This window comes from Mesorhizobium sangaii (assembly GCF_014207355.1).
In the GTDB taxonomy this organism is placed as follows: Bacteria; Pseudomonadota; Alphaproteobacteria; order Rhizobiales; family Rhizobiaceae; genus Mesorhizobium; species Mesorhizobium sangaii.
The window spans coordinates 1,484,137-1,505,610 of the sequence record NZ_JACHEF010000001.1; the positions used below are offsets into that span (position 1 = coordinate 1,484,137).

The window sequence follows — 21,474 nt, forward strand, 5'->3', positions numbered from 1 at the left end:
GATCCGTTAACCGCGTCGATACTTTGGCACAAATTTCCGTTACGGAAGCCAAAAACCAGGTGCATAGGTCGCCAATCCGTTTTAGTTTACATTCTATAAATGCGTTATTTGGCGAAGTTGACTTTGAGATAGCCACGCTTTTTGTGGCCGATCCTCGCTGTAACGATTCAATACAAAATCGATCTTGCAAAGATATTGCCTGTAAAGAGCGATGAGGCTGCCGCTTCGGTGGCCGGGGGGCTTTCGTGCATTTTCTTTTGCTCGTCTTGCTGAAGAGATACGTCTTCAATCCAGCGCTCGTCTTGGCAGCCCTCCTTGTCTGCGGCGAAGGAATCAACCTTGCCGTAGCTCAGCAAATGTGCGGCCAGGCACTGTCGCAGTGCGACCTGCAGACCGACTCCGCATGCCTCGAGCGCACCTATGCATGCGGCGAATATGATACCGTTATCCAGTCGCTCTTCGTCGAGCGGTTCGAACCGACGCCCGACCAGAAATACTTCGTCGGCGCATCGTTTTACGGCCGCCACATCCGCGAGCGCGCCGCCGGCGTGCAGTGCGAGATGGTGAAGTTCGCGCGCGAATACCTGATCGACTACCTGTCCGGCGTCGAGGCCGAGTTCACCACCAGCGGCTCGTTCGGCACGATGCGCCAGATGGATCAAATCTATCATGCCGCGCAGATGCTGACCGACCTCGGCGACGTCACCGGCTGCCCGGAATCGGCGCTGACTCGCGCCACCGTCGAGGACATCGCGCGTAGCGAGGCCGTACGCTATGCGCGCTCGGTATTCCTGCAGCCGCCGCCGGAAGCTCGTTCCTCGTTCGACACGCTGCAATTGGCGCTGAGAAGCTTCGTCAGTCGGGCATCCGATCTCGAAACGGGGATCGCCCTGCGCCGCGTCGAGATCAAGTCGGCCGAAACGCACCTGAAGGCGATCCGCGCCATTTTCGCTGAGATCTTCGGACCGGTTACAGGAGCGGGCGCGACGCTGGTCGCCAACATCTCGATCCTCGACGGCCTGGCCGCGAAGACGACGCAGATGCTGCGCTCGGTCGAAGTCTCGGAGGGAGAATTCAAGCGGGCGCTCGGCAACGTCACGCCGGAGCAATACGCCAATCTCAACCGCAACACGGTGGCCAGCGCGGAAGATTTTCTCAAGGTCTCCGCCTTCCACATCAACATGATCGGAGTGCTGCTGCCGACCGACCCGGCAAAGCCCTTCTGGCGGCTGGACGCCGAGGTTCATGCCGACAACGCGGCACAGGGCGCATTCAACGATCTCGCAAAGGTAAAGGCGGACTGGAAGGCGCACGGCGCGGCGACCGGCATCTGCGCCCAGGCGGGCGCTGCCGACAGGGTGTGGTACTGCCGATGACAACCCTCCGAGCCATCGCGTTGTCCCTGATCGTCAGTGGCGTCCTGGCCGGCGCGGCCAGTGCCGCATCGATCCTGGAGCGCGCCTACACTTCGGAGAAACTCGACGGTTTCTGGAACGCGACGCTCTCCAATGCGACGCCCGAGACGAGCCGCTTCAGCTTGCTCGCCCCCGGTCCCGCCGCCGTCGAACCGAGCCACGAGGCGACGCAGCCCGATTTCGGCTTGCCCTTCACCGGCGAGGTGGTCGGCGAGGCGTCAGGGGCCTCTGGCGGCAGCCGCAGCGTCGGTTTCCCGATCATCCCGCTTTCCGCCGATGACGCCTCGGTGCTGATGCGAAGGCTCGCTTGGTCAGAGATCTACCTCAGCCGCTACCGCTTCTTCGCTCCGATCTCGACCGACAGTGCCGATGAGCTCGCCGCGCTCGTCGGCCGACAATACGCCGCCGCCGTCGAAGCCTATCTGATTACCGGGCGGCTTTACTTCTCCGGGGCCGACCTGCCGGAGAAATGCCGGCACCTGACGCGGATGAACGAGATCAATGCCGGGCCTTTGTCGGGCGCCAGCCTGGATGCGCTGCCAGCAGCCTGGCGTCCGCTGTTCCCGATCGTCGAGGCGGTGCGTGCACGGCTCGGCTCGGACGCGCTGGCGAAACTGGTCTGTTCGGTCAAGCCGGTACGCGGGCGCGCAGAGACGACCGGCCTGATCGAGACGCGGGTGCGCGCGCAGATCGTCAAGGCGGTCAGAACGAAGGTCGACGACACGCTCAACCTGATGAACGCCGCTTCGACCGAATACCAGTCGTTGGTCAACGAGATGGACGTGTCGATCAAGTCGGCCGAGGTGATGGAGTTGGAGCGTGTGCTCGGCAACGCGCAGGCCAACATGGTGCTCGTCAAGGAGGATCAACTGAAAGCAGCCGAGACGATCGCCACGCTGCAGGCCGTCGACCTCTCCAGCCTCAACCAGCCGGAATCGCTGAAGGAGTTCGAAGACGGCAAGGCACGGATGACGCAGATCGTCGGGCAGATAGAAGGCGTCATGACGGCTCTGTCCGGCCTCGCGCATGTCGTCGACGATCCGGCGATCACCGCCGAGCTTTCTTCCTGCGCAGGACTGGCCGGAGCGTATTCGAGGCTTGATCTCGCGCTCGACACCGGTGCGCTGACCGCGATGATCAACGGCCCTTACGAGGACTGCATCAACCATGCCCGGGCGGTGGTCGGGCGGTTCCAGAATCCATCGCTTTCCAAGGCGCAGATGGCCGAACTTGCCCGGCACGTGCGCCAGATTTCCGAGGTCTTTCTGTCGACGGGGCAACCATGAGACGGTTCTTCCTGCTTTGCGGACTGGTCGTCAGCATCGTTTTCGGCGCTGCGGGAATGGCGCGCGGGCAGGACTGCATGGCGCTCGACGTCGACGCGGCGGCCGGCCATGCCGGCGAGCTGACGACGCTGCTCAAGATCGCCAATTTCCGCGCCGACGTGAAATACATGGGCGAAGTCGCCACCGAACTCGAACAGTTCCTGACGACCTGCGGCGACGAGGCGACCGGACGGCTGGCGATCGTGTGCGATTTCGACTGCCACCTGCAACTCGGGCGCTATCGCCTGTTCCTCGCCGCCGACATGCCCTTCCTGTCGTCGGCGAGCGGCGTCAGCCGCAACGATACGCCAGTCTCGCCGCAAGCGGCGCAGGAATTCGGCCGGCAAGGCATCGAGATCGTCGACCGGGGTCTTCGCATTCTCGCGCGACAACAAGGCGGTGACCAGGGCACCGCGGCAGGAGCAGATGCGAGTTACCGCACCTTCGTGCGGCAGCTGACGGCGCTGTCCTCGCTGAAGATCCAGCTGCTGATGAACACCGGGGACGTCTGGTACCAGACCGTCTCGGAGGCACGCGTCAAGGCGCTCGACTTCCTGGTCAACGATACGCTGGGCGCCGTCGGAGGCGCTGGCCTCGACAGCCAACCCAACCTCTCCAAGGCCTACACAAATTACGAGGCCGCGATGTGGGTGCTGGTAGAGACGCAGATGGATATTCCGGGCGAGTCCACCTACGACGACCTGCGCGCCGACCTGCTGCTGCAGCAGAGCGACCTCGATGCGCGCATGGACAGCGTGCGCAAGGGCTTCCTGTTCCTCAACATCGACCCGATGCAGTTCACGACGATCCCGTTCGAGGAACTGCAGCAGGCCCTGACCGAGAGCGAGCAGCGGTTGACCGAGGTCGAGCGCAATGTCGAGGCGCTGGTCGAGCGGTGGTACGCCAACAAGGAAGGCGAAGCGACGCGCGCGCTCGACGAGGAGCGCACGATCCGCAGCCAGGAAGTCAACCTGATCGCCCACAAGATCGGCAAGCTGGAACACGAAGCGCAGACCTTCGCCACCACCGTCCAGCAAGAGATCAACGCGGTCGACGCCGAGAAGGACACGTTCGGCTATCGCCAGCAGATCAGATCGCTGGAGATCGAGCTCGGCACCAAGATCGCCGAGTTCGAAAACCAGCGCCGCCAGATCAACGACAGACAGGAACTCGACCTCATCGTCCTCTCCAAAGAGGCCGAAGTCGAACGGCGCAACGAACTGCGCTGGCTGCTGAACTGGGAAATGACGCAGATGAATCTCGATCTGCAGATTTCCTCGCTCGAGAGCCAGATCACCGAGTATGCCCGCCAGACCGAGCGCAACGCCAACCAGCTCGAACAGGCGGTTCGCCAGCGGCAGATCCTTCAAACGCAGATCGCCAACAACCAGGGCGCGATCGCCCGCGCGAACGACACAATCACCGAACTGCAACTGCGCCAGACCGACCTCTATCAACGCCGCCGGGCCGTCGACCGCGAGCAGCTTTGCGGCATCGAGAATCAGCTCGCCCTGATCGGAGATACGGCCGACCATCCGTTCACGCCGCTGCTCGCGGGCGAACAGGCATGCCAGACCGTGACGCCGGCCTTCACGCGCAACCAATACGTTGCCCAGATGTGCGGCCCGGACGGTCAGTCGGGCCTCAGGGCCCAGCTCTTGAACTCGCAGACACAAGCGAAAGCGTTCCTGATGAAGTGCGTCATCGGCAGCGCCGACTTCGCCGATGTCGAGCCGCTGATCGCCGACCAGCAGATGATCACATCGAACATCCCGCTGCCGCAGGAACTTGCGAACGTCGATTGCGGTTCTTTTTCCCAAACGGAAACGGACTTCGCCAAGAAACTCTACGAAGCCGAGCGGGACCTCTATGCGAAGAGGAAGGCGGACCTCGAGGAGGCGCGTGACCAGGTCGACGGCCAGTTGTCGGAAGTGATCGCCTGGTTCGTCGCGTTCAACGGCACCACACAAGCCGCGCAGGTCATCCTGACTTCAGTGCAAGGTGCATACTCGATCGGCGCCGCGGTGCCCGAAATCATCACCTGCGCCTGCGGTTTGGGCAGTGGGGTCGCGACTGTGGTGGACGTCGCCAAACCGATCAGGGCGGCCTTGGAAGCCGCCCAATCCATCCTGTCGACGATCATCACCACCGGCCAGATCACTCAGGCGAACATAAATGAAATCAACGCGCTGAAGCAGCGCCTCACGCAGCTCCGCCAGGCGATCGGGCAACTCGACCTCGACAAGGCGCTCAAGGCCCGGGCGCTGATCGACACGCACTTCCAACTCGCCGGCCGGCTGGCGCAGGGGGCCGAGGAGATCAAGGAGCTGACGCTGCAGGGCTCGATGGCGGCGGTTGACTGCCAGAGCCAGGATCTCAGCATCGACGAGCAAGTGGCACGGCTCAAGTCCGACCATGAACGCATACTCGCCGGGCTCGACCTTCAGGCGCGCGAAAACGACATGCTGAGTTTCCAGATCACCGACCAGCAGCGCACGATCGACCGGCTGACCAACGAGATCGCGATCCTCAATCTCGAACTCGACAAGCTGTCCCTGTCGGAAGCCCAGCTCAACCAGGACAATGCACGTGTCGCCGAACTGGTCGCGGCAACCAACGGCCGCATCGACCGCGTCCGCGCCGCGCAGACGACCGTGACGGGCCTCGCCGAGGAATCGAATGCCTCGACCAACCTGATCAATGAACTGCGCGACCGGCAGAAGGACAAGATGCTGGCACTGAACGATGCCGAACTCGCCTTCGTCGAGCAGCGCATCACGCAGTCGCGCGGCAACACCGAGGAACTCGTCGCGGGACTGAACCAGGCCAAGGATCTCGGGCTTAAGAGCCGTGCGCTCCAGGACAGCATCCTGAAGTTCCAGAGCAACGTTCAGGCCGAGGTGACAAAGCAGCAGGAGGACATGACGAAGCTCGTCACCCAGATCGACGATCCGGCGACGCGCAAGAATCTGTTCATCGCGACCCAGGACACCATCGCCGACCTGATGAAGGGCATTCCCGAATATCTGGTGACCAAGCGGCGCGTGCTCGAGACCGCCAACCGGCTGATGCACCTGATGCGGCGCCGCTTTGAAGTGGTGCAGGCCTTCACCGGCGACGCGGCGACAGTCCCTGTGGTCTATGTGCGCAACGCCACCCAGCTGCAGGCGATGATCGACGACATCGTTGCCAAGCGCTTCTTCGATGAGCGGCAGATCAATATCGATGTCGCCCAGATCGTCGTGCCCGCCAATTCAGGTTTCGCCCGCAAGCTGGCGCTCGACGAGAATGTCGAGTTCGAGGTTTCGCCCTTCGCGTCGACCGACGCGCTGATGAAGGCAAACGGCTATTTCGCGCTGTGGGCGCCCAACAAATTCCGCGAGCGCAAGAACCTGACCCTGATCGATGTCTTCGCCGGCACAGACTACCAGTGCACGGGGGCGCAGTGGAACCGCTTCGCCTTGCAACACCGCGGCAGCGGCTTCGTCTTCAAGCCGCTGACCAAGGGATCGAGCGAGGTCCGCGCGGACATTTCGGTCGGGCCCGAGCGCGTCGCGTTGCAGACTTTCTTCAACCAGGCCGACAGTGGCGACGAGATCAACCGGATCATCCGCTACTGGGTGCAGGATCGCTACCAGGCGCGCAAATTCCCGCGCGCGCCTGGACCGTCGAACGACACCAGCCTGATCCTGCCTTATCTCGGCGCGCCGCTGATCGGCTCGTACCGGCTGTCGCTGCAGCCGAGCGATTGTCCCTTCGACGGCGCCGTGTTCACCCTCTATTTCATCTTCGCGAGCGCGCCATGAGAGCCGCCGTCGCCACAGCAGCGCTCGGTCTGGCGCTCAGCGCTACGGGAGCAGCCGCGCGCGACCTATTCGTCGACAACCTCGCCGGCTATACGATCGAATCGCGCGTTCTCGACGCTCCCAACTGCGAAGGGCCGGCCATTCCGGACGGCACGCTGAAAACCTTCGAGCAAGGCCTCTGCGTCTTCCATCGCCCGGCCCGCAGTCCGAGCGACAGCCAACGTGCGGCCAACCTGATGCGGGAGGCGCAGACACGCGGACTGCCGCCCGTCCACCAGCAACTCGCCGGGCTGATTTCAGGCTTGGCGAACTGTGCGGAGGCGACGCGCCACCTCGACGCCTACCGCGCTTCGGGCAACCAGAGCCGGATGGAGCAGACACTGTTCTGCCGCGACCGGCGCCACAGCCAGGCCGACCTGAACGCGATCGAATGGAACCATGCGCTGTTCGAATATGCCGACGGGCTCACTTCGAACCGGACGCTCGACCAGAGGCTGGCCGAGATGAGCGCCTGCCAGGCCGGGCCCTTGAGCGCCGATTTCGACGCCCAGTGCGGCCTGATCTCCAATCTGTCCGACACCGAGATCGATGCCTTCGCCGACGGAGCCGCCGGCAAGGTGATCGAGAGCTACTTCGCCAGCGTCGAGAGCCCGATCACGGCGATGTTTTCGCGCAAGCTGAAACGAGCCGAGGGCCTGGTCCAGAGTTCGCGCGCCGGCATTGATGACATCAAGGCGGGCGCCGACACAGTGAACAAGGAATACGCCGCATTGAACCAGGTCTACGAGGCGGCGCGCGATACCAAGATGGGGCCGATCTACAACGCCTACCGCGAGGCGATCCTGAGGGCGACCTCGATCCTCGACGAGTTCGACCGGTGGAAGGGCGGGCTGTTCATAACCTCGGAAAACATCAACCTGATGCCGAAGATCGCCGAACGATCGGGCGAGATCGCGGGCGAGAAGACGCGCGTCGACGGCCTCGCCTTCGAGGCCAAGGCGAGCGCGCTGGTCGGCGACATCAAGCGCATCATCAATGCCGACGCCGAGAACCGCGCCGCGGTCGCCGCGTTCTGTCGCATCTATTTCTGCGAACTGACCAACCGCCGCGCGATGGCCGACGTCATCCGAACCTGCCGTCGCCCGGCGCTCGCCAACAATCCGCTGTGCGTCGGCCAGAACGGGCAGATCACCAATGGAACTCTTACGGTCGACTTCCAAGGGCCGCATTCGATCACGGTCCAGGCGCTGTGCCAGTCAGCAGGCCTCGATCCGTTGATGACCGAGGTCAATATGGACCCCGCCCGCGCCGCAAGCTGCTTGAGCGAATTGAGATGAGACAGGCGGTCGTGTTGCTCACCCTGGTTCTCGCGGGCGCTTCGGCAGCCCGCGCCGAGCCGCAGCTTGCCGCTTTCGTCACCGACCAGAACAACGACGTCTATGTCGCGCTCTTCGATGGCAAGGCGGTGGAACTCGCCGGCTGCTCCAGCGCGGGCCAGGCGAAAAGGCTGCTGCACCTGCCCGACACAGCGCTCGTCTCGGAGGCGACGCTCGCCAAGCTTCAGACTGAAAACAGCTTTGGGGCGCAGCCGCGGCTGCCATGCCCCGGGACGGCATTCAATATCGACTGGCCGGCGACGACCGCTATCTGGGCCGATGTCGAGGCATCCGGCAACTACTATCTGCCTTCCCCCTCGGGCACCGGCTATTTCGCCGTGCCCACCGCCTGTGCCGAGGTCAAGGCGGCACTTGCCATCCGCGAGCGGCTGCAACTGCCGGGCGTGCTCCAGGGTTTTGCCGCGCCGCCCGATGTCGGGACACCATTCGTACTCGATTGCGGGCGCGGCGATCTCGGCGGCCCATCGGACATAGCGGCGGCGAGCGTGGCCCGCTGGAGCCTGCACCGGTTCGAAACCTTCCTCAGTGCCGAAAGCATCGGCGACACCGTCTATGTCGTGCGTTACACGCCGCCGGGCGAAGGCGCTCGGCCTTCCTACCTGCCCATTGCGCGCCTCGACGGCAAGGCGACGCGCGACATCATCGCCGATGCGGCCACGGCCGAAACGGCGGAGACGAAGCTGCGGGCATTCTTCGGCATTGCCGAGGCCGATGGGGTAACCCTGCTCGGCGCCGACGCTGTAGCGGCGCTTCGTTCGGCGCCCTTCGTCGACCTGTGTCTATCGAACTGCGATGGCTATCAGCGCGAGCACGCGGCCTTCGCGCAGCCTGGCATCGACCTCGGCCTGTCGCCGCTATCCGCTAGCCTGTCCATCACCTCGCTCGACCCCCTCGGCAATGCACGGCTGGACTGGACCTTCGCGGAAGGCCGGACGCTGTCCTTCACGGGTTGCCCGCTTCTAACATCGGCACTCGGCCTCTCCGCCCCCGGCATTGGTGACTGGATGGGCGAGACGGATCGCGCGCTGACCGCCGCTCCGCCGCCGGGTACCAGCTTCGACTGTCGGGGGTCGGCCAGCGATACGTGCGTTCGCCGCATCAATGATGGCGGTACGCTGACGCTGGCGCAATTCTCCTCCGAGGGCGATTGCGCAGGGCGGGCGAATCTCAGGCTCGAACTTCCCGCATCGATCCAGATGCCGCAGACGCTGATCCTCAAGGGATTGCCGTTCAAGACCGTGCACATGGCGCCGGCCCCCGGTGTCGCCCGGACACGGCTCATCGGCACCGCCAACCGCGTGCCGGCCGGCACCTCCTCATGCATCCTGTCGGCGACAGGCGTCATCATCGTCGCGGATGGATTGCCGCGGCTCGAACTCGAGCGGATCGACCTGGCGCGGGCGGCCGCTCAAACGACCGACGAGGTTGTCGCCGTGATCGCGCAAAACGGCGCGGTCGCGCTCGACGATGTGACCATCGGCACCGTGGCGGACGGACTGTCGCCGATGGCGCGCGGCGCGTCGCTGTGCCTGGCCGACCTCTATGCGCGAGGGCTCAGGGTTGAAGCAGACATGCTGGCAATCCAGGGCGTTCGGGCACGGCTGCTGATCTCTGCCCAAGCGCCGGTCCGCTCCACCCTTGTGCGCGCGCGTTTCGGCGCGGTGCTCACCTCCGACAGCCTGATGCGGATGGACTTCACCGACATCGCCGCAGCAAATCCGCTGGTGCTGCGCGGGGCGGTCGTGGCGGGCCGCTCGGACGGGCTCGCGCCGACGGCAGCAGGCCTTGCGGTCGGCTCCGCCATCCAACTCGAGCGCGGTTCGTCGGCGAATTTCACCACCTCGACGGTGTCCGGCTTCCGCTGCGCGGTCAGTTTCGCCGACAGCGCCTCCAGCGTCAGTTTCCTGCTGCCGGGCAACGACATCGCACACGACAATACCAGCCGGGCCTGTGGGCCGGGCCGCTTCAGCCTTGTCGAATAAAGCGGAAGGAGGATTGGCAGATGAACCGTATCGCCCGATCGCTGCTCCACCTGCTGGCGCTGCTCGCGGTGATCCAAGCCGGTCCGGCCCGCGCCGAGGAACCGAAGGTCGTCCTGCTGGAAGACCCGACGCTGAACGCCACCCGTTTACACTATCCCCTGCTCATCTCCGAAGGTCGCGGCTACCGTATCCGCTGCAACGACCAGGCAGACGAGGAAGCGGTGATCCGCGGACTGGGCTTCGCCACAGTCCCCTCGCAAGTGCTGACCGTCGTCGACAACGCAGTCATCGCGGCCGACCCAGCCGCCAATCCGCTGTTGTGTCCATCGGGCGAAAACTACCCGATCAAGGTCTTTGCGCACGATGGCGGCAGCGGCATCGTCTACTATCTGCAGTTCCCGACCGATTTCGGTTCGCCATCCTTTTCCGACCAACTCTACATTCCCGGCTGCGCGCCTTTGGTCGAGGGACTGAAGCTCAACCTCAATCAGGCGATCGACGCCGACCCGACCCCATTCTTCGTCGGAAAGGTCCATACCATCGCATGCGTTGCGGGGCCGCCGGTTGTCGGAAGGACGACGACCTTCGCCAGTTGGTGCATCAAGGATGACCTCGATCCGGCCCAGCGGACGACGGTCGAGGAACTGCTCGACCTGACACCCGGCGGCGGCGCCGCCCTTGGCAATCCGGTGGCGTGCGCAAGCGCACAGGATTTTCTCGCGTCGAGCTCGACGCTCGACCTTGCCGGGCGACGGCTGACAAACCTCGAGCCGCTGGCGACGCTTACCCATCTGACGAGCCTGACCTTGTCCGGCAATGACATTGCCGACATTCGCGACCTGGAAAAGCTGACCAAGCTTACGTTCCTCGATCTGTCGCGCAATCGGATCAGCAACATCAGCGTGGCGGCCGTGATGAAGGATCTCGCCGACGCCGACCTCAGTTCCAACCAGATCGCCGACCTACGGCCGCTCGCCTCAGCCCGGGCGCTGACGCGGCTGGTTCTGTCCAACAACAAGATCGTCGACGTGTCGCCGCTGCGGTTTCTGCAAGACCTCACAACGCTCGATCTGTCGAAGAACCGGATCGCGGATGCGCGTCCCTTGACGAGCCTGACCAAACTCGCCGCTCCGAACCTGCGCGCCAACCGCCTGGCCACGGCGCAATCCGTCAGCGCCATCCTGCCATTCAATCCGTCGCTGGACGGCAATCCGGTCTGCATCAGTCGACCCGAGCAATCGACCGTGGCGTCCGGCAAGATTTTTGAAGCCTGCATCACGACAGTGAAGGAGGCCGACGTGGTGCTGGCAAACATGCAGACCGGCAAGTGCCTGGCTGTGGCCGAGGGGCGCCTCGACAACAACGCCCCGGCCGTCCAGTTCACCTGCGACGGCGACCAGTGGCGCCGCTGGAAGCTGGTCGAGACGGATGACGGTTTTCAGCTGCAGAACGTACGGACCGGAAAATGCCTGACGATTGCCGGCGGGGTCAGCACCGATAACAACGTCCCTGCCCTCCAATTCGACTGCGACCGGGACGCATCTCGACATTGGAAGCTGACCGCGACCGGAGACGGCTTCCAGGCCGAAAACGTGCAGACGGGGAAATGCCTGACCATTGCCGGCGGGGAGAGCACCGACGACGACGTGCCTGCCCTGCAGTTCAACTGCGACCGTCATCCGTCGCGATTCTGGAGCATCCGGGCGGCTGACCCCGAAGTCATGCTGGTGAACCGACAAACCGAAAGGTGCCTTTCGGTCGCGGAAGGACGAACAGACAACAACGCGCCGACGGTGCAATTCGATTGCGACGGCAGTCAATGGCAGCGCTGGAGGCTGGTTGAGACAGGCGACGGCTTCCAGGTGGCGAACGTCCAGACGGGCAAGTGCCTGACGATCGCCGGCGGGATCAGCACCGAAAACAACATCCCGGCCTTGCAGTTCAACTGTGACAGCGATCCTTCGCGCCGCTGGAACCTGGTCGAGACGCGCGACGGCGTTCAGGCGGAAAACGTCCAGACGGGCAAGTGCCTGACCATTGCCGGCGGAGTTAGCAACTTGAACAACATCCCGGCCCTTCAGTTCACCTGCGACCGCGATCCGTCAGGCTACTGGACCATCAAGGCGGCGGACGAGAGGTAGCGCCGCCAATGCTTCGGGCCGGTTGAGCCGCATCGATCAGCCTGAGCCTCGAAAGGAGAGATCCGATGAACCGCATCGCCCAATTGCTCCTTGTTGTGGTCGTGCTCGTGGCCGCCGGCACCGGCCCGGCCCGCGCGGACGAGCCGAAGGTCGTGCTGTTCGAGGATCCGGGGCTGGAGGCGAACCGGCTGCATTATCCGCTGCTTATCTCCGACGGGCGCGGTTACCGCATCCGCTGCAAGGACCAGGCGGACGAGGAAGCGGTGATCCGCGGACTTGGGTTCGCGACGGTTCCTTCGGAGGTGCTGACCGCCGTCGACAGCGCGATCATCGCCGCGGATCCCGCCGCAAATCCACTGCTGTGCCCGTCGGGCGACACATATCCGATCAAGGTTTTCGCTCACGATAATGGCAGCGGCCTCGTCTACTACCTGCAATTCCCCTCCGACTTCGGCGCGACGACTTTTTCCGACAGGCTCTACATTCCCAGTTGCGCGCCCCTGGTCACCGAGCTGAAGCTCAATCTCGACCAGGCTCTGAACGCCGACCCAACGCCGTTCTTCGCCGGCAAGATCCACACCATCACGTGCCTCTCCGGCCCGCCGCTGGTCGACAAGCCGACGACCTTCGCGAAGTGGTGCGTCAAGGGCGATCGCACGCCGGCTGAAACGGCGACCGTGATGGCGGTGCTCGATTCAACGCCCGGCGGGGTCTCGGCGCTCGGCGACCCCGCCGCCTGCGCCGCCGCACAGGCCTTTCTGGAATCGATCACAACGCTGAACCTGAACGGCAAGGGCGTGCAGTCGATCGAGCCGATTGCCGTGCTGAAGAACCTCACGAGCCTGTCGATCGCCGACAATTCGATCGCCGACCTCGGGCCGCTGACCAAGCTCAAGACGCTGACCTTCCTCGACATTTCCGGCAATCACGTCGGCAACATCAACGCGCTGGCGCCGCTCATCGCGCTGACGCGGGCCGACGTTTCCGACAACGACATCACCGACATCCGCGCCCTGTCGGCGCTGGCGCTGCTCACCAACCTTACGCTCGACAACAACAAGATCGCCAGCCTCGAGCCGCTGCAATTCCTGCAGGCGCTCTCGATACTATCCATCGCCAACAATGAACTGACAGGCGACATGCTCGATCCGCTCAGCGCGCTCGGCGGCCTGACCAGCCTCAACCTCGCCAACAACAAGATCGAGACCTTCGCCAATCTCGGCAGCTTCCCCTCGACGCTGGCCATCAACCTCAACGGCAATCCAATCGTCGCGGGCGGCGGGCAGAGCTTCGTTGACTTGTGCGTGCTGCATCGCGACGCGCCGACCCCGCTTGGGCAGACGATCCGCGCCATGGTCGAATTGGAGGGTGGCGGGACGTGCGCCGCGGTCGGCAACAGCCTGCTGGCAACCACGGCGCTCGACCTTTCGTCGAAGATCGTCAGCGACCTGCGTCCGCTCGCGACCTTGCCGCAACTCACCTCGCTCAACCTGTCGAGCAATGCCATCACCGACGTCGCGCCGCTTGCCGGCCTGACCAACCTCGGCATACTCAACCTGTCAAAGAATTCGATCGCCAATGTCAGGCCGCTGGCGGCGCTGCCGGGCCTGATCAATCTCGATCTTTCCGACAATCCCGTGCAAGCGACCGACTTCGTGTCGGCATGCCTGATGCGGAACCAGACCGACTTTCTGACGCCCGCGCAAACCTCTGAAGTGAACGCACTGTTGGCGATCTCGGGTAAGGCTGTCTGCGGCAAAGCCTATGACGATCTCAATTCACGCCAGTTCGCCGACGCCAAGAACCGCGGGCTGACCAGTGTCTCGCTCTTCCCGGTGATGAGCAATCTCACCTCCATCGATCTGTCCGACAACCAGTTGTCCGACGTCTCGGCGCTCTCGGCAGTACCGGGGCTGACGAAGCTTTGGATCCGTAACAACCAGATCGCCTCGATCCAGGGCGTCTTGCAACTTCGCCGCCTCGAACAACTGAACATCGACGGCAATCCCCTGTCGAACCTGATCGGCATCGGGATGCTCAACAAGCTGACCAAGCTCTATTTCTCGAACACACACGTGCAATCCGTGACACCGTTGGCGGACCTGCCACTGCTCGACGACGCCGGTATGCGCAACCTGCCGCTGCAATACGCCAGCTTCGCTGAATACTGCATTGTCTACCGGTTCGATTCTATCGCGCTCGGCGACGCCCGAGGCTTCATGGCGGCACTCGACAGCCGCATGCAGGCCGACCACGTCGACAGCGCCGATTGCAGCGCTGCGCAGAACTGGGCGCAGTCACTGACCAGCCTGACGCTGAACAAGAAGTCGATCATCGCCGTCAACCCCGTGGTCCATTTTCGGGCGCTCGGGGAGCTCAACCTGTTCGACAATGTGATCACCGACGCGTCCCCGATCGCTTCGCTGACGGGACTTCAGAAACTGAACCTCGCCACCAACCGGCTGTCGGCGATCCCGCGCTTCAGCTCGAGCGGGCTCAAATACATCTATCTGAACGACAACCAGATCACCGATGTCGGCAATCTGTCGAACATGCCGGCGTTGTCGAATGTCGATCTGCGCAACAACCGGGTCTTCAATGCGCTGCCGCTCGGCTCGCTTCCGGCGCTGTCGATCGTCGATCTGCGAGGCAACCGGATCGAGAACTTCGTTCACGTTCATCCGGTGATCGGAAAGTCCTATCTCGGCAATAATCCGATCTGCTCGTTCCCGCAGCCTCTCACCCCGCAAGTCGCCGAAGCCTGCAAGCGCGAGCCGCCGCGCATCTGGGACGTCAATATTCATGTGTTCGATGAGATTGCCGTCCAGCCTTTGGTCGTCTGTCCGCGTCCCAGCTGCCTGCAGCTCCAGCCCCACGTCATCGTGGGCCCGCTCATTCACCAGTAATGCCTGCACCCGGAGGTAGTCCCATGTTCGCCAAGACCCTTACCGCCCTCGCAGCCCTGACCGCTGGCGCCGCAGTACTCGGCTCCCCGGCTCGCGCCGAAGACAAATCAGCGACATCGATCGTGCAGTTGCCCGCCGCAGGCGGCACCGTCACGCAGGAGGAAGGCAGCTTCTCGCTGAACAACAATACGGGATCGGCGAACTTCACCCTGCCGCTACCAACTCTGCCGACGCGTGGCCAGTTCGGGCCGCAAATGAGCCTCACCTACAGCCAGTTCGCGGGCGATACCGGCAACGGGCTCGGCATCGGCTGGCGGTTCAATACCCAGGAGATCGCCGTCAACGACGATCTCGGCACGGCCGTGCCCGGCACCAAGCCGGGCGGTGATTTCTTCTCCCGCTTGTCCTACATGGGCACGCGGCTCGTCTTTCTCGGAAACCAGAACGGCGTCTGGGAATACAAGCCCGAATACGCCGAGGATTTCGTCAAGATTCTCTACCATACCGGCGCGTTCGACGTCGTTTCGCTCGACCTGACTGGCGGCTTGCACACCGACACCATCCCCTCCGGCTTCGAGGTGACCAACGCCGACGGAACGCGGCTGATCTTCAGCGGCGATCCCTCCGTGGCGGAGGGCAATTTCGACATAGCCAAGCCCTACGTGACGAAATGGCCGCTGGTGCTGCAGCTCAGCGCCAACCGCGAAGCCGTCCGCTACGACTACCAGCGTTTCGGTGGACGCAGCTACCTGACAAAGGCCAGCTTCGCCGGCGGTCAGAGCAGCTATCAGTTCGACTTGATCGAGACGCAATCGACCCTCGTCAGCCACACCAATGGCAGCAAACAGGAGAACGCCCGGCTTTACGGCAAGGTGACGGCGAAATTCAAGGACACCGTCTACGCACAATGGTGCATGGGATATGTCGGCCGTGACACCAATGACACCTCGAAGTTCGTCGTCAGGGCGCATCCGGACTGCCTGGCGAAGGCTCAGGCCGACCTGACGCCGCTCATCGACACGCAGTCGGTCAATGTGCTCGACCAGCTGCGCGTGCTCTACCGGTATGGCGACACCGGCGGCGGGGCGCTGGCGCAATCGACGCTGAAGTTCCCGGACATCAATTTCGGCTATTCGTCGTGGACAAGCGCCGAACTGGCGTCGCGCCCCGTCGTGTTCGAAGCGCCGAAGATGGCGTTCGCCGGCGACATCCCCCCTCAGAATTTCGAATTGGCCGACCTCAACATGGATGCACTGGTCGATATCGTGCAGACCAAGGATGACGGCGCGACCGTGCATCTCGGCAGCGGCGACCTGAACAGCGCCTTCGGCGACACCGCCCAACTCGTGCTGTCGCGTCCGACCGAGGCTGGACTGATGCGCCAGATCGCGCCCCGGCTCACCGACAATCGCTTCGCTTTTGCCGACATCCTTGGCGACAGCTTCGTCGATATCGTCGAAATCGAAGACGGGCTGATGCACGTCTATGACGGCAAGGCCGATGGGACCTTCCCTTATCTCGGCCGCTCGATCCCGCTGCCCGGCGTCTCGCCGATGACATTCGCCGGCGGCAACGGCCGCTTCGCCGACATCAATATGGACAGCCTGTCCGACATCGTCACGACGCGCCTCAACGCTGATGGCCGCACCGAATGGCGGATATTTCTCAATCTCACCCGGCGCCAGGCCGATGGCGGTTACAGCGTCAATTTCGGCGCGCTGACCAAGGCGTTCCCATTCAACAGTCAGGACGGCCAAATACTCGGCCGCAACAATGTGCGGATGGTCGACATCAATGGCGACCGGCTGCCCGATCTCGTCGTCATCCGTCCAGCCGACCAGGGCTTCTGCCTCTACGAGAACCAGGGCAACATCTTCTCGACGGACCCGAATGCCTTGCTGTTTGGCGACGCCGCGATCAACGACCCGGTCTGCGGTCACGGCACCTTCTCGAAGATTGGCGGCATGCAGCCCGGCGAGAACCTCGCCACGATGTGGTACATCGACGCCAATGGCGACGGCATCATCGATTTCGCGTCGATGGGCGAGCGCACTGACCAGATGCGCATCTGGCTCGGCTTCGGCGACGGGACCTACCTGAAGGATCCGCTCAACATCGCGCTCAATCTGCGGGTTCAACTCGGCACGTCGACGCAGACCTTCGCCTCGCGCGTCGCCGACATCGACGGCGACGGCCAGACCGAAATCATCGTGTTCCAGAAACCGTCCGGCGACGAGGTGAAGCCCGTCGTCATCATCGACTTCAACCGAACCGCGACCATGCAACTCGTCAAGGCGAACCTGTTGACGGTCGTCGACTTCGCTTCCGGCCGTCGGCACGACATTCGCTATGCGACCTCGATCGACGAGATGCTGCGCGACCGCGCCAACGGCCAGCCGACGCGCAACCTGCATTTCCCCGTTGTCGTCGCCAAGCAGCTCGTCACGTCGCAGGGCATACCCGGCCAGGTTCGCGCCCAGGTGCAGACGGAAGAATATTTCTACCACAATCCATTCTATGATGTGATCAATCGCCGCTTCATCGGCTTCTCGGAGGTCGAGAAGGTCGCTTACGGCGACGAGAACGCGGCCGGCCAGCGCGTCACGCAGCGTTCCAGCCTTGATCGCGAACAATACTACACCTTCGCGGAGAGGGCGGCCGACCTGAACCTCGCCGGCAAGCTGAAGATCCGCAAGACCTACGAAGTAAAGCCCGAGGCGACGCTCGTCGCGAGCGCGGAGACAACCGAGACGCTCGATCCGTCGGCGGCGGCGCTGCACTCGCTGTCGACCGCTACACGCAGCCAGAAGCTGCCGACGACCGGCATGATGCTGAAATGCGAATCGTCGGTGTGGGAGGCGTTTTCGCGTGGCGACGGCTCGTCCTATCTCAGGAAGGTCAAGGACACGCTGACCGAATCCGCAGGTCAGGCCGAGCAGCAGGATCCGGCCGATCCCGAATGCAAGGATCCGGTCAAGACCCAGTCCTATGCCGACTTCGACGCGTTCAACATGGCAGCTTCGGAGACGGTCCGGGTGCGAGACGTCCCTGGCCCGGAGAATCTTACAGTTCCCGGTTTCAGCCGCACAACCCAGACAGACTACGCTCAGTCGCGGACCGATCTCGCGGCGCTCGGCATCGTCAATGCCGCGTCCGAGCGGCGTATCCTCGCCGGGACGCGGCTGCTCAGCCGCGAGAGCTTCACCTACCTGCCGAATTCCGGCGGCAGGATGGGATCGCGCTCGCTTGAGGTCCTCTCAGGCCTGGGCGCGCTGCCGCCCGCACTGGAGCAGTTCCGCAACGCCAGTCGCAAGCTGGCGAAGACGATGGGCTATGATGTTTTCGGCAACAGCATTTCGGTTGCCGACGAACTCGGAACGACCGAGCTTGCGGTCTACGACGCCACCGGCACGCTGCTGCTTAGCCACACCAAGCCGTCCGGTGTTGCACCAGAACTCGACCAGACGACGAAGATGACCTACGACGGCCCGCGGCAGGGTGCGGTCGCGACAACTACCAGCCCGCTGGGAATGGTCCTCACGACCAGTTACGACGCGCTCGGACGCAAGACCCGGGAAGCGGCCACAGACGGCGCCGAGAAGTTCTATACCTACAAGATCGGCGAGAATGGACGACCGTCGCTGATCCTGACTGCCCGCCGGCGCTACGCGAGCGCTGCCGAGACACCGGAGGGCGAGAGCGAGTTCATAGCCGATCTCGCCGCCTATGATGCGCGCAGCCAGAAGATCGCCGACCTCGAGAACGTCGCGGAAGGCGGCGTGCGGGTGTTCCATTTCTCACTCTACAACCGCAACGCGAAGCAGGTCTTCCGCTGGACGCCCTTCGTGGTGAAGAGCTTCGGCGGGGTCGACGACTTGAACCTGCAGAAAGTTTTCGATCTTGGCGAAATTCCGCGCCCGGATCACGAAGTCGGCAACGCATACACCTACGACGCAGCCGATCGGATGGTCCGTGAAACCCACCCTTCGGGAAAGATATCCGACATGGACTTCGGTCCATGGGGCACGCACACCGTCACAACCTACAATGATCAGTTCGACGGCACCGTTCACAGCGGTGAGTACTCCTTGCGCAACGAGAATGGTGTGACTGCCTTCGTCGCCACCGATGGCAATGGTACGACACATATCTCCCGTTTTGTGCGCGATACATTTGGCTATTTGAGCGAGATCTGGCTACCAGGCGAAGCGACGCCCCGGAAGCTTATCTACAATTCGGTCGGCGATATCGAATTCCAGGCGATCCCCGGGATGGGCGACCGATACGCCTTCTATGATGGGCGCGGCAGGCAGTCGGTGATCGCTCGCGTGGGAACCAATGGCGAAAGCTCGATCCAGACTTACACCTACGACTTCCTCAACCGAAAACTCACCGAAGTGAACGACGGCGTCCTTCACCTCGAATATCAGTACGACAGAGGTGTCCAGGTCGCATCCGCGGCCGGTTTCGACACACCGATCGATCTTCCGCTCGGAGACACGACGCAGATTACCATTCACGATCCCAACGGCGCGTTCGATGCGATCCAGCGTTACGCGTATGACCGGAACGGCCGGATGGTGACGCATGAAGTGGAGATTAACGGCGCGAAATACGCCGACCATTTCCACCATACGCTCGACGGACGCATCGATTCGTCCGAGGGTCCGCGCGGCCTGGCGTCGAAATTCGCGCTGGGGCCCGACAAGAACCTGCGGTCAGTGACGGTCACGCATCCCGATTTTTCGGAGTCCCAAAAAGTCATCGAGAATATCACCTACAATGCCGAGTCGCGCATCGAGCGGGTCGATTACCGCCTCGGCGCATTCACGCAGATGTCGTACGATCCGGCGACCCTGTTCCTCACCCACATCGTAACGCAGGCCGGAGACAAGCCGTTGCAGGATCTGACCATGACCTTCAACGGCAATGGATCGATCACCCAGATCGTCGATGGACTGCCGCAAGGCGCGGGCGATCAGGGGCATGTCGACCGGTCTGGAACGTTCCACTACAATTTCAAGAACGAGCTCGTCCGCATCGATCGCTACGGCCAGCCCGCCGAATTCGCCTATTCACCAGCCGGAACGTTCGCGCGCAATGACGAGTTGGATCCTGGCGCGCCAATCGCGCCAGCGACCGGTTCGGCAACAGGGCTCATACCGACTGGAACCGCCGCAAAGCCCTACGCTTTCGACGGTTTCGCGCAGTTGGCGAAATCGCCGACATTGACCGGGACGGTGTTCGACATCAACGGACGGCTGATCCGCGCGCAGACGGCAACGAACGAAGTGCTCTACGGCTACGACCAGACCGGTCGTCGCCTCTACAAGAAGGTGACGCCGACGAATGGGCCGGAACAGCTCTATCTCTACCCGGTCGAGACGTTCGAAATCGGCCCCAAAGGCGAGGAAAGCTACGTCAACATCGCCGACTCCAAGCTTGTGCGGCTGGAACATGGCACAGGCAAATGGTTCTACTACCTGAAGGATCACATTGAGAGCAGCGACTACGTCATTGCTTCAGACGGCGTCCCGGTCGAGCAGATGCTCTACAAAGCCTACGGCACGGAACATAAGCCCGAGACGCTGTCTCCCGCCTGGGCGACGCATCTGACGGATGTCGCGGCCGACCTGCCGCGTGAAAAGACCCATCATCGTTTCACCGGCAAGTATCTCGATGACGACACAGGCCTCTACTACTATGGTGCCCGGTACTACGATCCAGCGCTCGGACGCTTCATCTCGCCCGATCCGCTGTATGTCGATGATCCAGAGCGATGCACGAGCAACCCAACGTCGTGCAATCTCTTCGCCTACGCCAACAACAACCCGATGGCCTTCGTCGACCCAACAGGTCTCAAGGAGATCGTGGCCGATGATGCTGCCTACAAACGCCAGGTAGAGCAAGATCTACAGCGAACCGACCCAACTGCTCGTGTCGACAGCAAGACCGGCGAAGTGTCGCAAAGCTTCCTGCATGGCGTTTGGCTGGACGTGAAGAGCTTCGTTACCGGGTCGAATTCGTTCGACGCGGGCCGCGAGCTCACGCGCCGGGTGATCGACGACCCACAGACGACCACGATTCAGAATGTCGCTGGCCACACTGAAGCCGACGTGAAGGATCCGAAAACCAACCCGGAGACGACCGCCGGGGACGTCGTCATCAGGTATGACCCGGCGACAGCGAGAACTCGAACCTCGGATGAATTCGACAAGTCGACGGGCAAAGTTGTGCTCGATGCGCCGGCAGATCCGGGTATCGTGCTGGCGCACGAACAGATTCACGCCACGCACATGATGGCCGGCAAGGACACCGGCATGGCTGAAGTCCGCTATACCGGTGTCGACGGCAAGCCATACAAAGCCCCTGACGCCGAAGCTCGCACCGTCGGAGTTGGCGGTACGATGCGGACGGACGACATAACAGAGAACCAGTTGCGGGACATGCTCGGTATCAGGCCGCGCAACAACTACTAGTGGTGGCTGGTGACCATAGAGGA

The 21,474-nt window shown here is 63.0% G+C and carries 9 protein-coding genes; 8 read left to right on the forward strand and 1 reads right to left on the reverse strand.

The genetic code is table 11. From position 1 onward, the window contains the following. Positions 1 to 167: 167 nt before the first annotated feature. Positions 168 to 356, reverse strand: coding sequence for a hypothetical protein (locus HNQ71_RS34760; RefSeq protein ID WP_246461237.1), 189 nt, complete (start codon positions 354 to 356; stop codon positions 168 to 170). Here HNQ71_RS34760 and HNQ71_RS07100 point away from each other — a divergent pair, their 5' ends adjacent. From HNQ71_RS07100 to HNQ71_RS07135, 8 genes are all read left to right on the forward strand, one after another. After that, on the forward strand, positions 357 to 1,376 hold the full coding sequence (locus HNQ71_RS07100) for a hypothetical protein (RefSeq protein ID WP_246461239.1): 1,020 nt from the start codon (positions 357 to 359) through the stop codon (positions 1,374 to 1,376). After that, positions 1,373 to 2,701, forward strand: a complete 1,329-nt coding sequence (locus tag HNQ71_RS07105; RefSeq protein WP_184871807.1) for a hypothetical protein — start codon at positions 1,373 to 1,375, stop codon at positions 2,699 to 2,701. The genes HNQ71_RS07100 and HNQ71_RS07105 overlap by 4 nt, the downstream gene beginning before the upstream one ends. After that, the gene (locus tag HNQ71_RS07110; RefSeq protein WP_184871808.1) at positions 2,698 to 6,546 is read left to right on the forward strand and encodes a coiled-coil domain-containing protein; all 3,849 of its coding nucleotides are present in this window, start codon (positions 2,698 to 2,700) and stop codon (positions 6,544 to 6,546) included. Before HNQ71_RS07105 ends, HNQ71_RS07110 begins: the two co-directional genes overlap by 4 nt. Continuing rightward, a complete protein-coding gene (locus HNQ71_RS07115) occupies positions 6,543 to 7,883 on the forward strand; it encodes a hypothetical protein (RefSeq protein WP_184871809.1) in 1,341 nt (446 codons plus the stop codon). Before HNQ71_RS07110 ends, HNQ71_RS07115 begins: the two co-directional genes overlap by 4 nt. Beyond that, positions 7,880 to 9,925, forward strand: coding sequence for a hypothetical protein (locus tag HNQ71_RS07120; RefSeq protein ID WP_184871810.1), 2,046 nt, complete (start codon positions 7,880 to 7,882; stop codon positions 9,923 to 9,925). The genes HNQ71_RS07115 and HNQ71_RS07120 overlap by 4 nt, the downstream gene beginning before the upstream one ends. Positions 9,926 to 9,945: 20 nt before the next feature. Then, positions 9,946 to 12,066 carry an RICIN domain-containing protein gene (locus HNQ71_RS07125; protein WP_184871811.1) on the forward strand — a complete coding sequence of 707 codons (2,121 nt, stop codon included), beginning with the start codon at positions 9,946 to 9,948 and terminating at the stop codon, positions 12,064 to 12,066. Between the two features lie 65 nt (positions 12,067 to 12,131). Beyond that, a complete protein-coding gene (locus HNQ71_RS07130) occupies positions 12,132 to 14,972 on the forward strand; it encodes a leucine-rich repeat domain-containing protein (RefSeq protein WP_184871812.1) in 2,841 nt (946 codons plus the stop codon). A gap of 23 nt (positions 14,973 to 14,995) precedes the next feature. Next, a complete protein-coding gene (locus tag HNQ71_RS07135; RefSeq protein WP_184871813.1) occupies positions 14,996 to 21,451 on the forward strand; it encodes an RHS repeat-associated core domain-containing protein in 6,456 nt (2,151 codons plus the stop codon). The last annotated feature ends 23 nt before the right edge of the window (positions 21,452 to 21,474 follow it).

Excerpts from the sequence above, each read along its gene's own strand:
- HNQ71_RS07130 (WP_184871812.1), top strand. The coding sequence starts at position 12,132 with ATGAACCGCATCGCCCAATTGCTCCTTGTTGTGGTCGTGCTCGTGGCC.
- HNQ71_RS07120 (WP_184871810.1), top strand. The coding sequence starts at position 7,880 with ATGAGACAGGCGGTCGTGTTGCTCACCCTGGTTCTCGCGGGCGCTTCG.
- HNQ71_RS07115 (WP_184871809.1), top strand. The coding sequence starts at position 6,543 with ATGAGAGCCGCCGTCGCCACAGCAGCGCTCGGTCTGGCGCTCAGCGCT.
- HNQ71_RS07110 (WP_184871808.1), top strand. The coding sequence starts at position 2,698 with ATGAGACGGTTCTTCCTGCTTTGCGGACTGGTCGTCAGCATCGTTTTC.
- HNQ71_RS07100 (WP_246461239.1), top strand. The coding sequence starts at position 357 with ATGTGCGGCCAGGCACTGTCGCAGTGCGACCTGCAGACCGACTCCGCA.
- HNQ71_RS07125 (WP_184871811.1), top strand. The coding sequence starts at position 9,946 with ATGAACCGTATCGCCCGATCGCTGCTCCACCTGCTGGCGCTGCTCGCG.
- HNQ71_RS07135 (WP_184871813.1), top strand. The coding sequence starts at position 14,996 with ATGTTCGCCAAGACCCTTACCGCCCTCGCAGCCCTGACCGCTGGCGCC.
- HNQ71_RS07105 (WP_184871807.1), top strand. The coding sequence starts at position 1,373 with ATGACAACCCTCCGAGCCATCGCGTTGTCCCTGATCGTCAGTGGCGTC.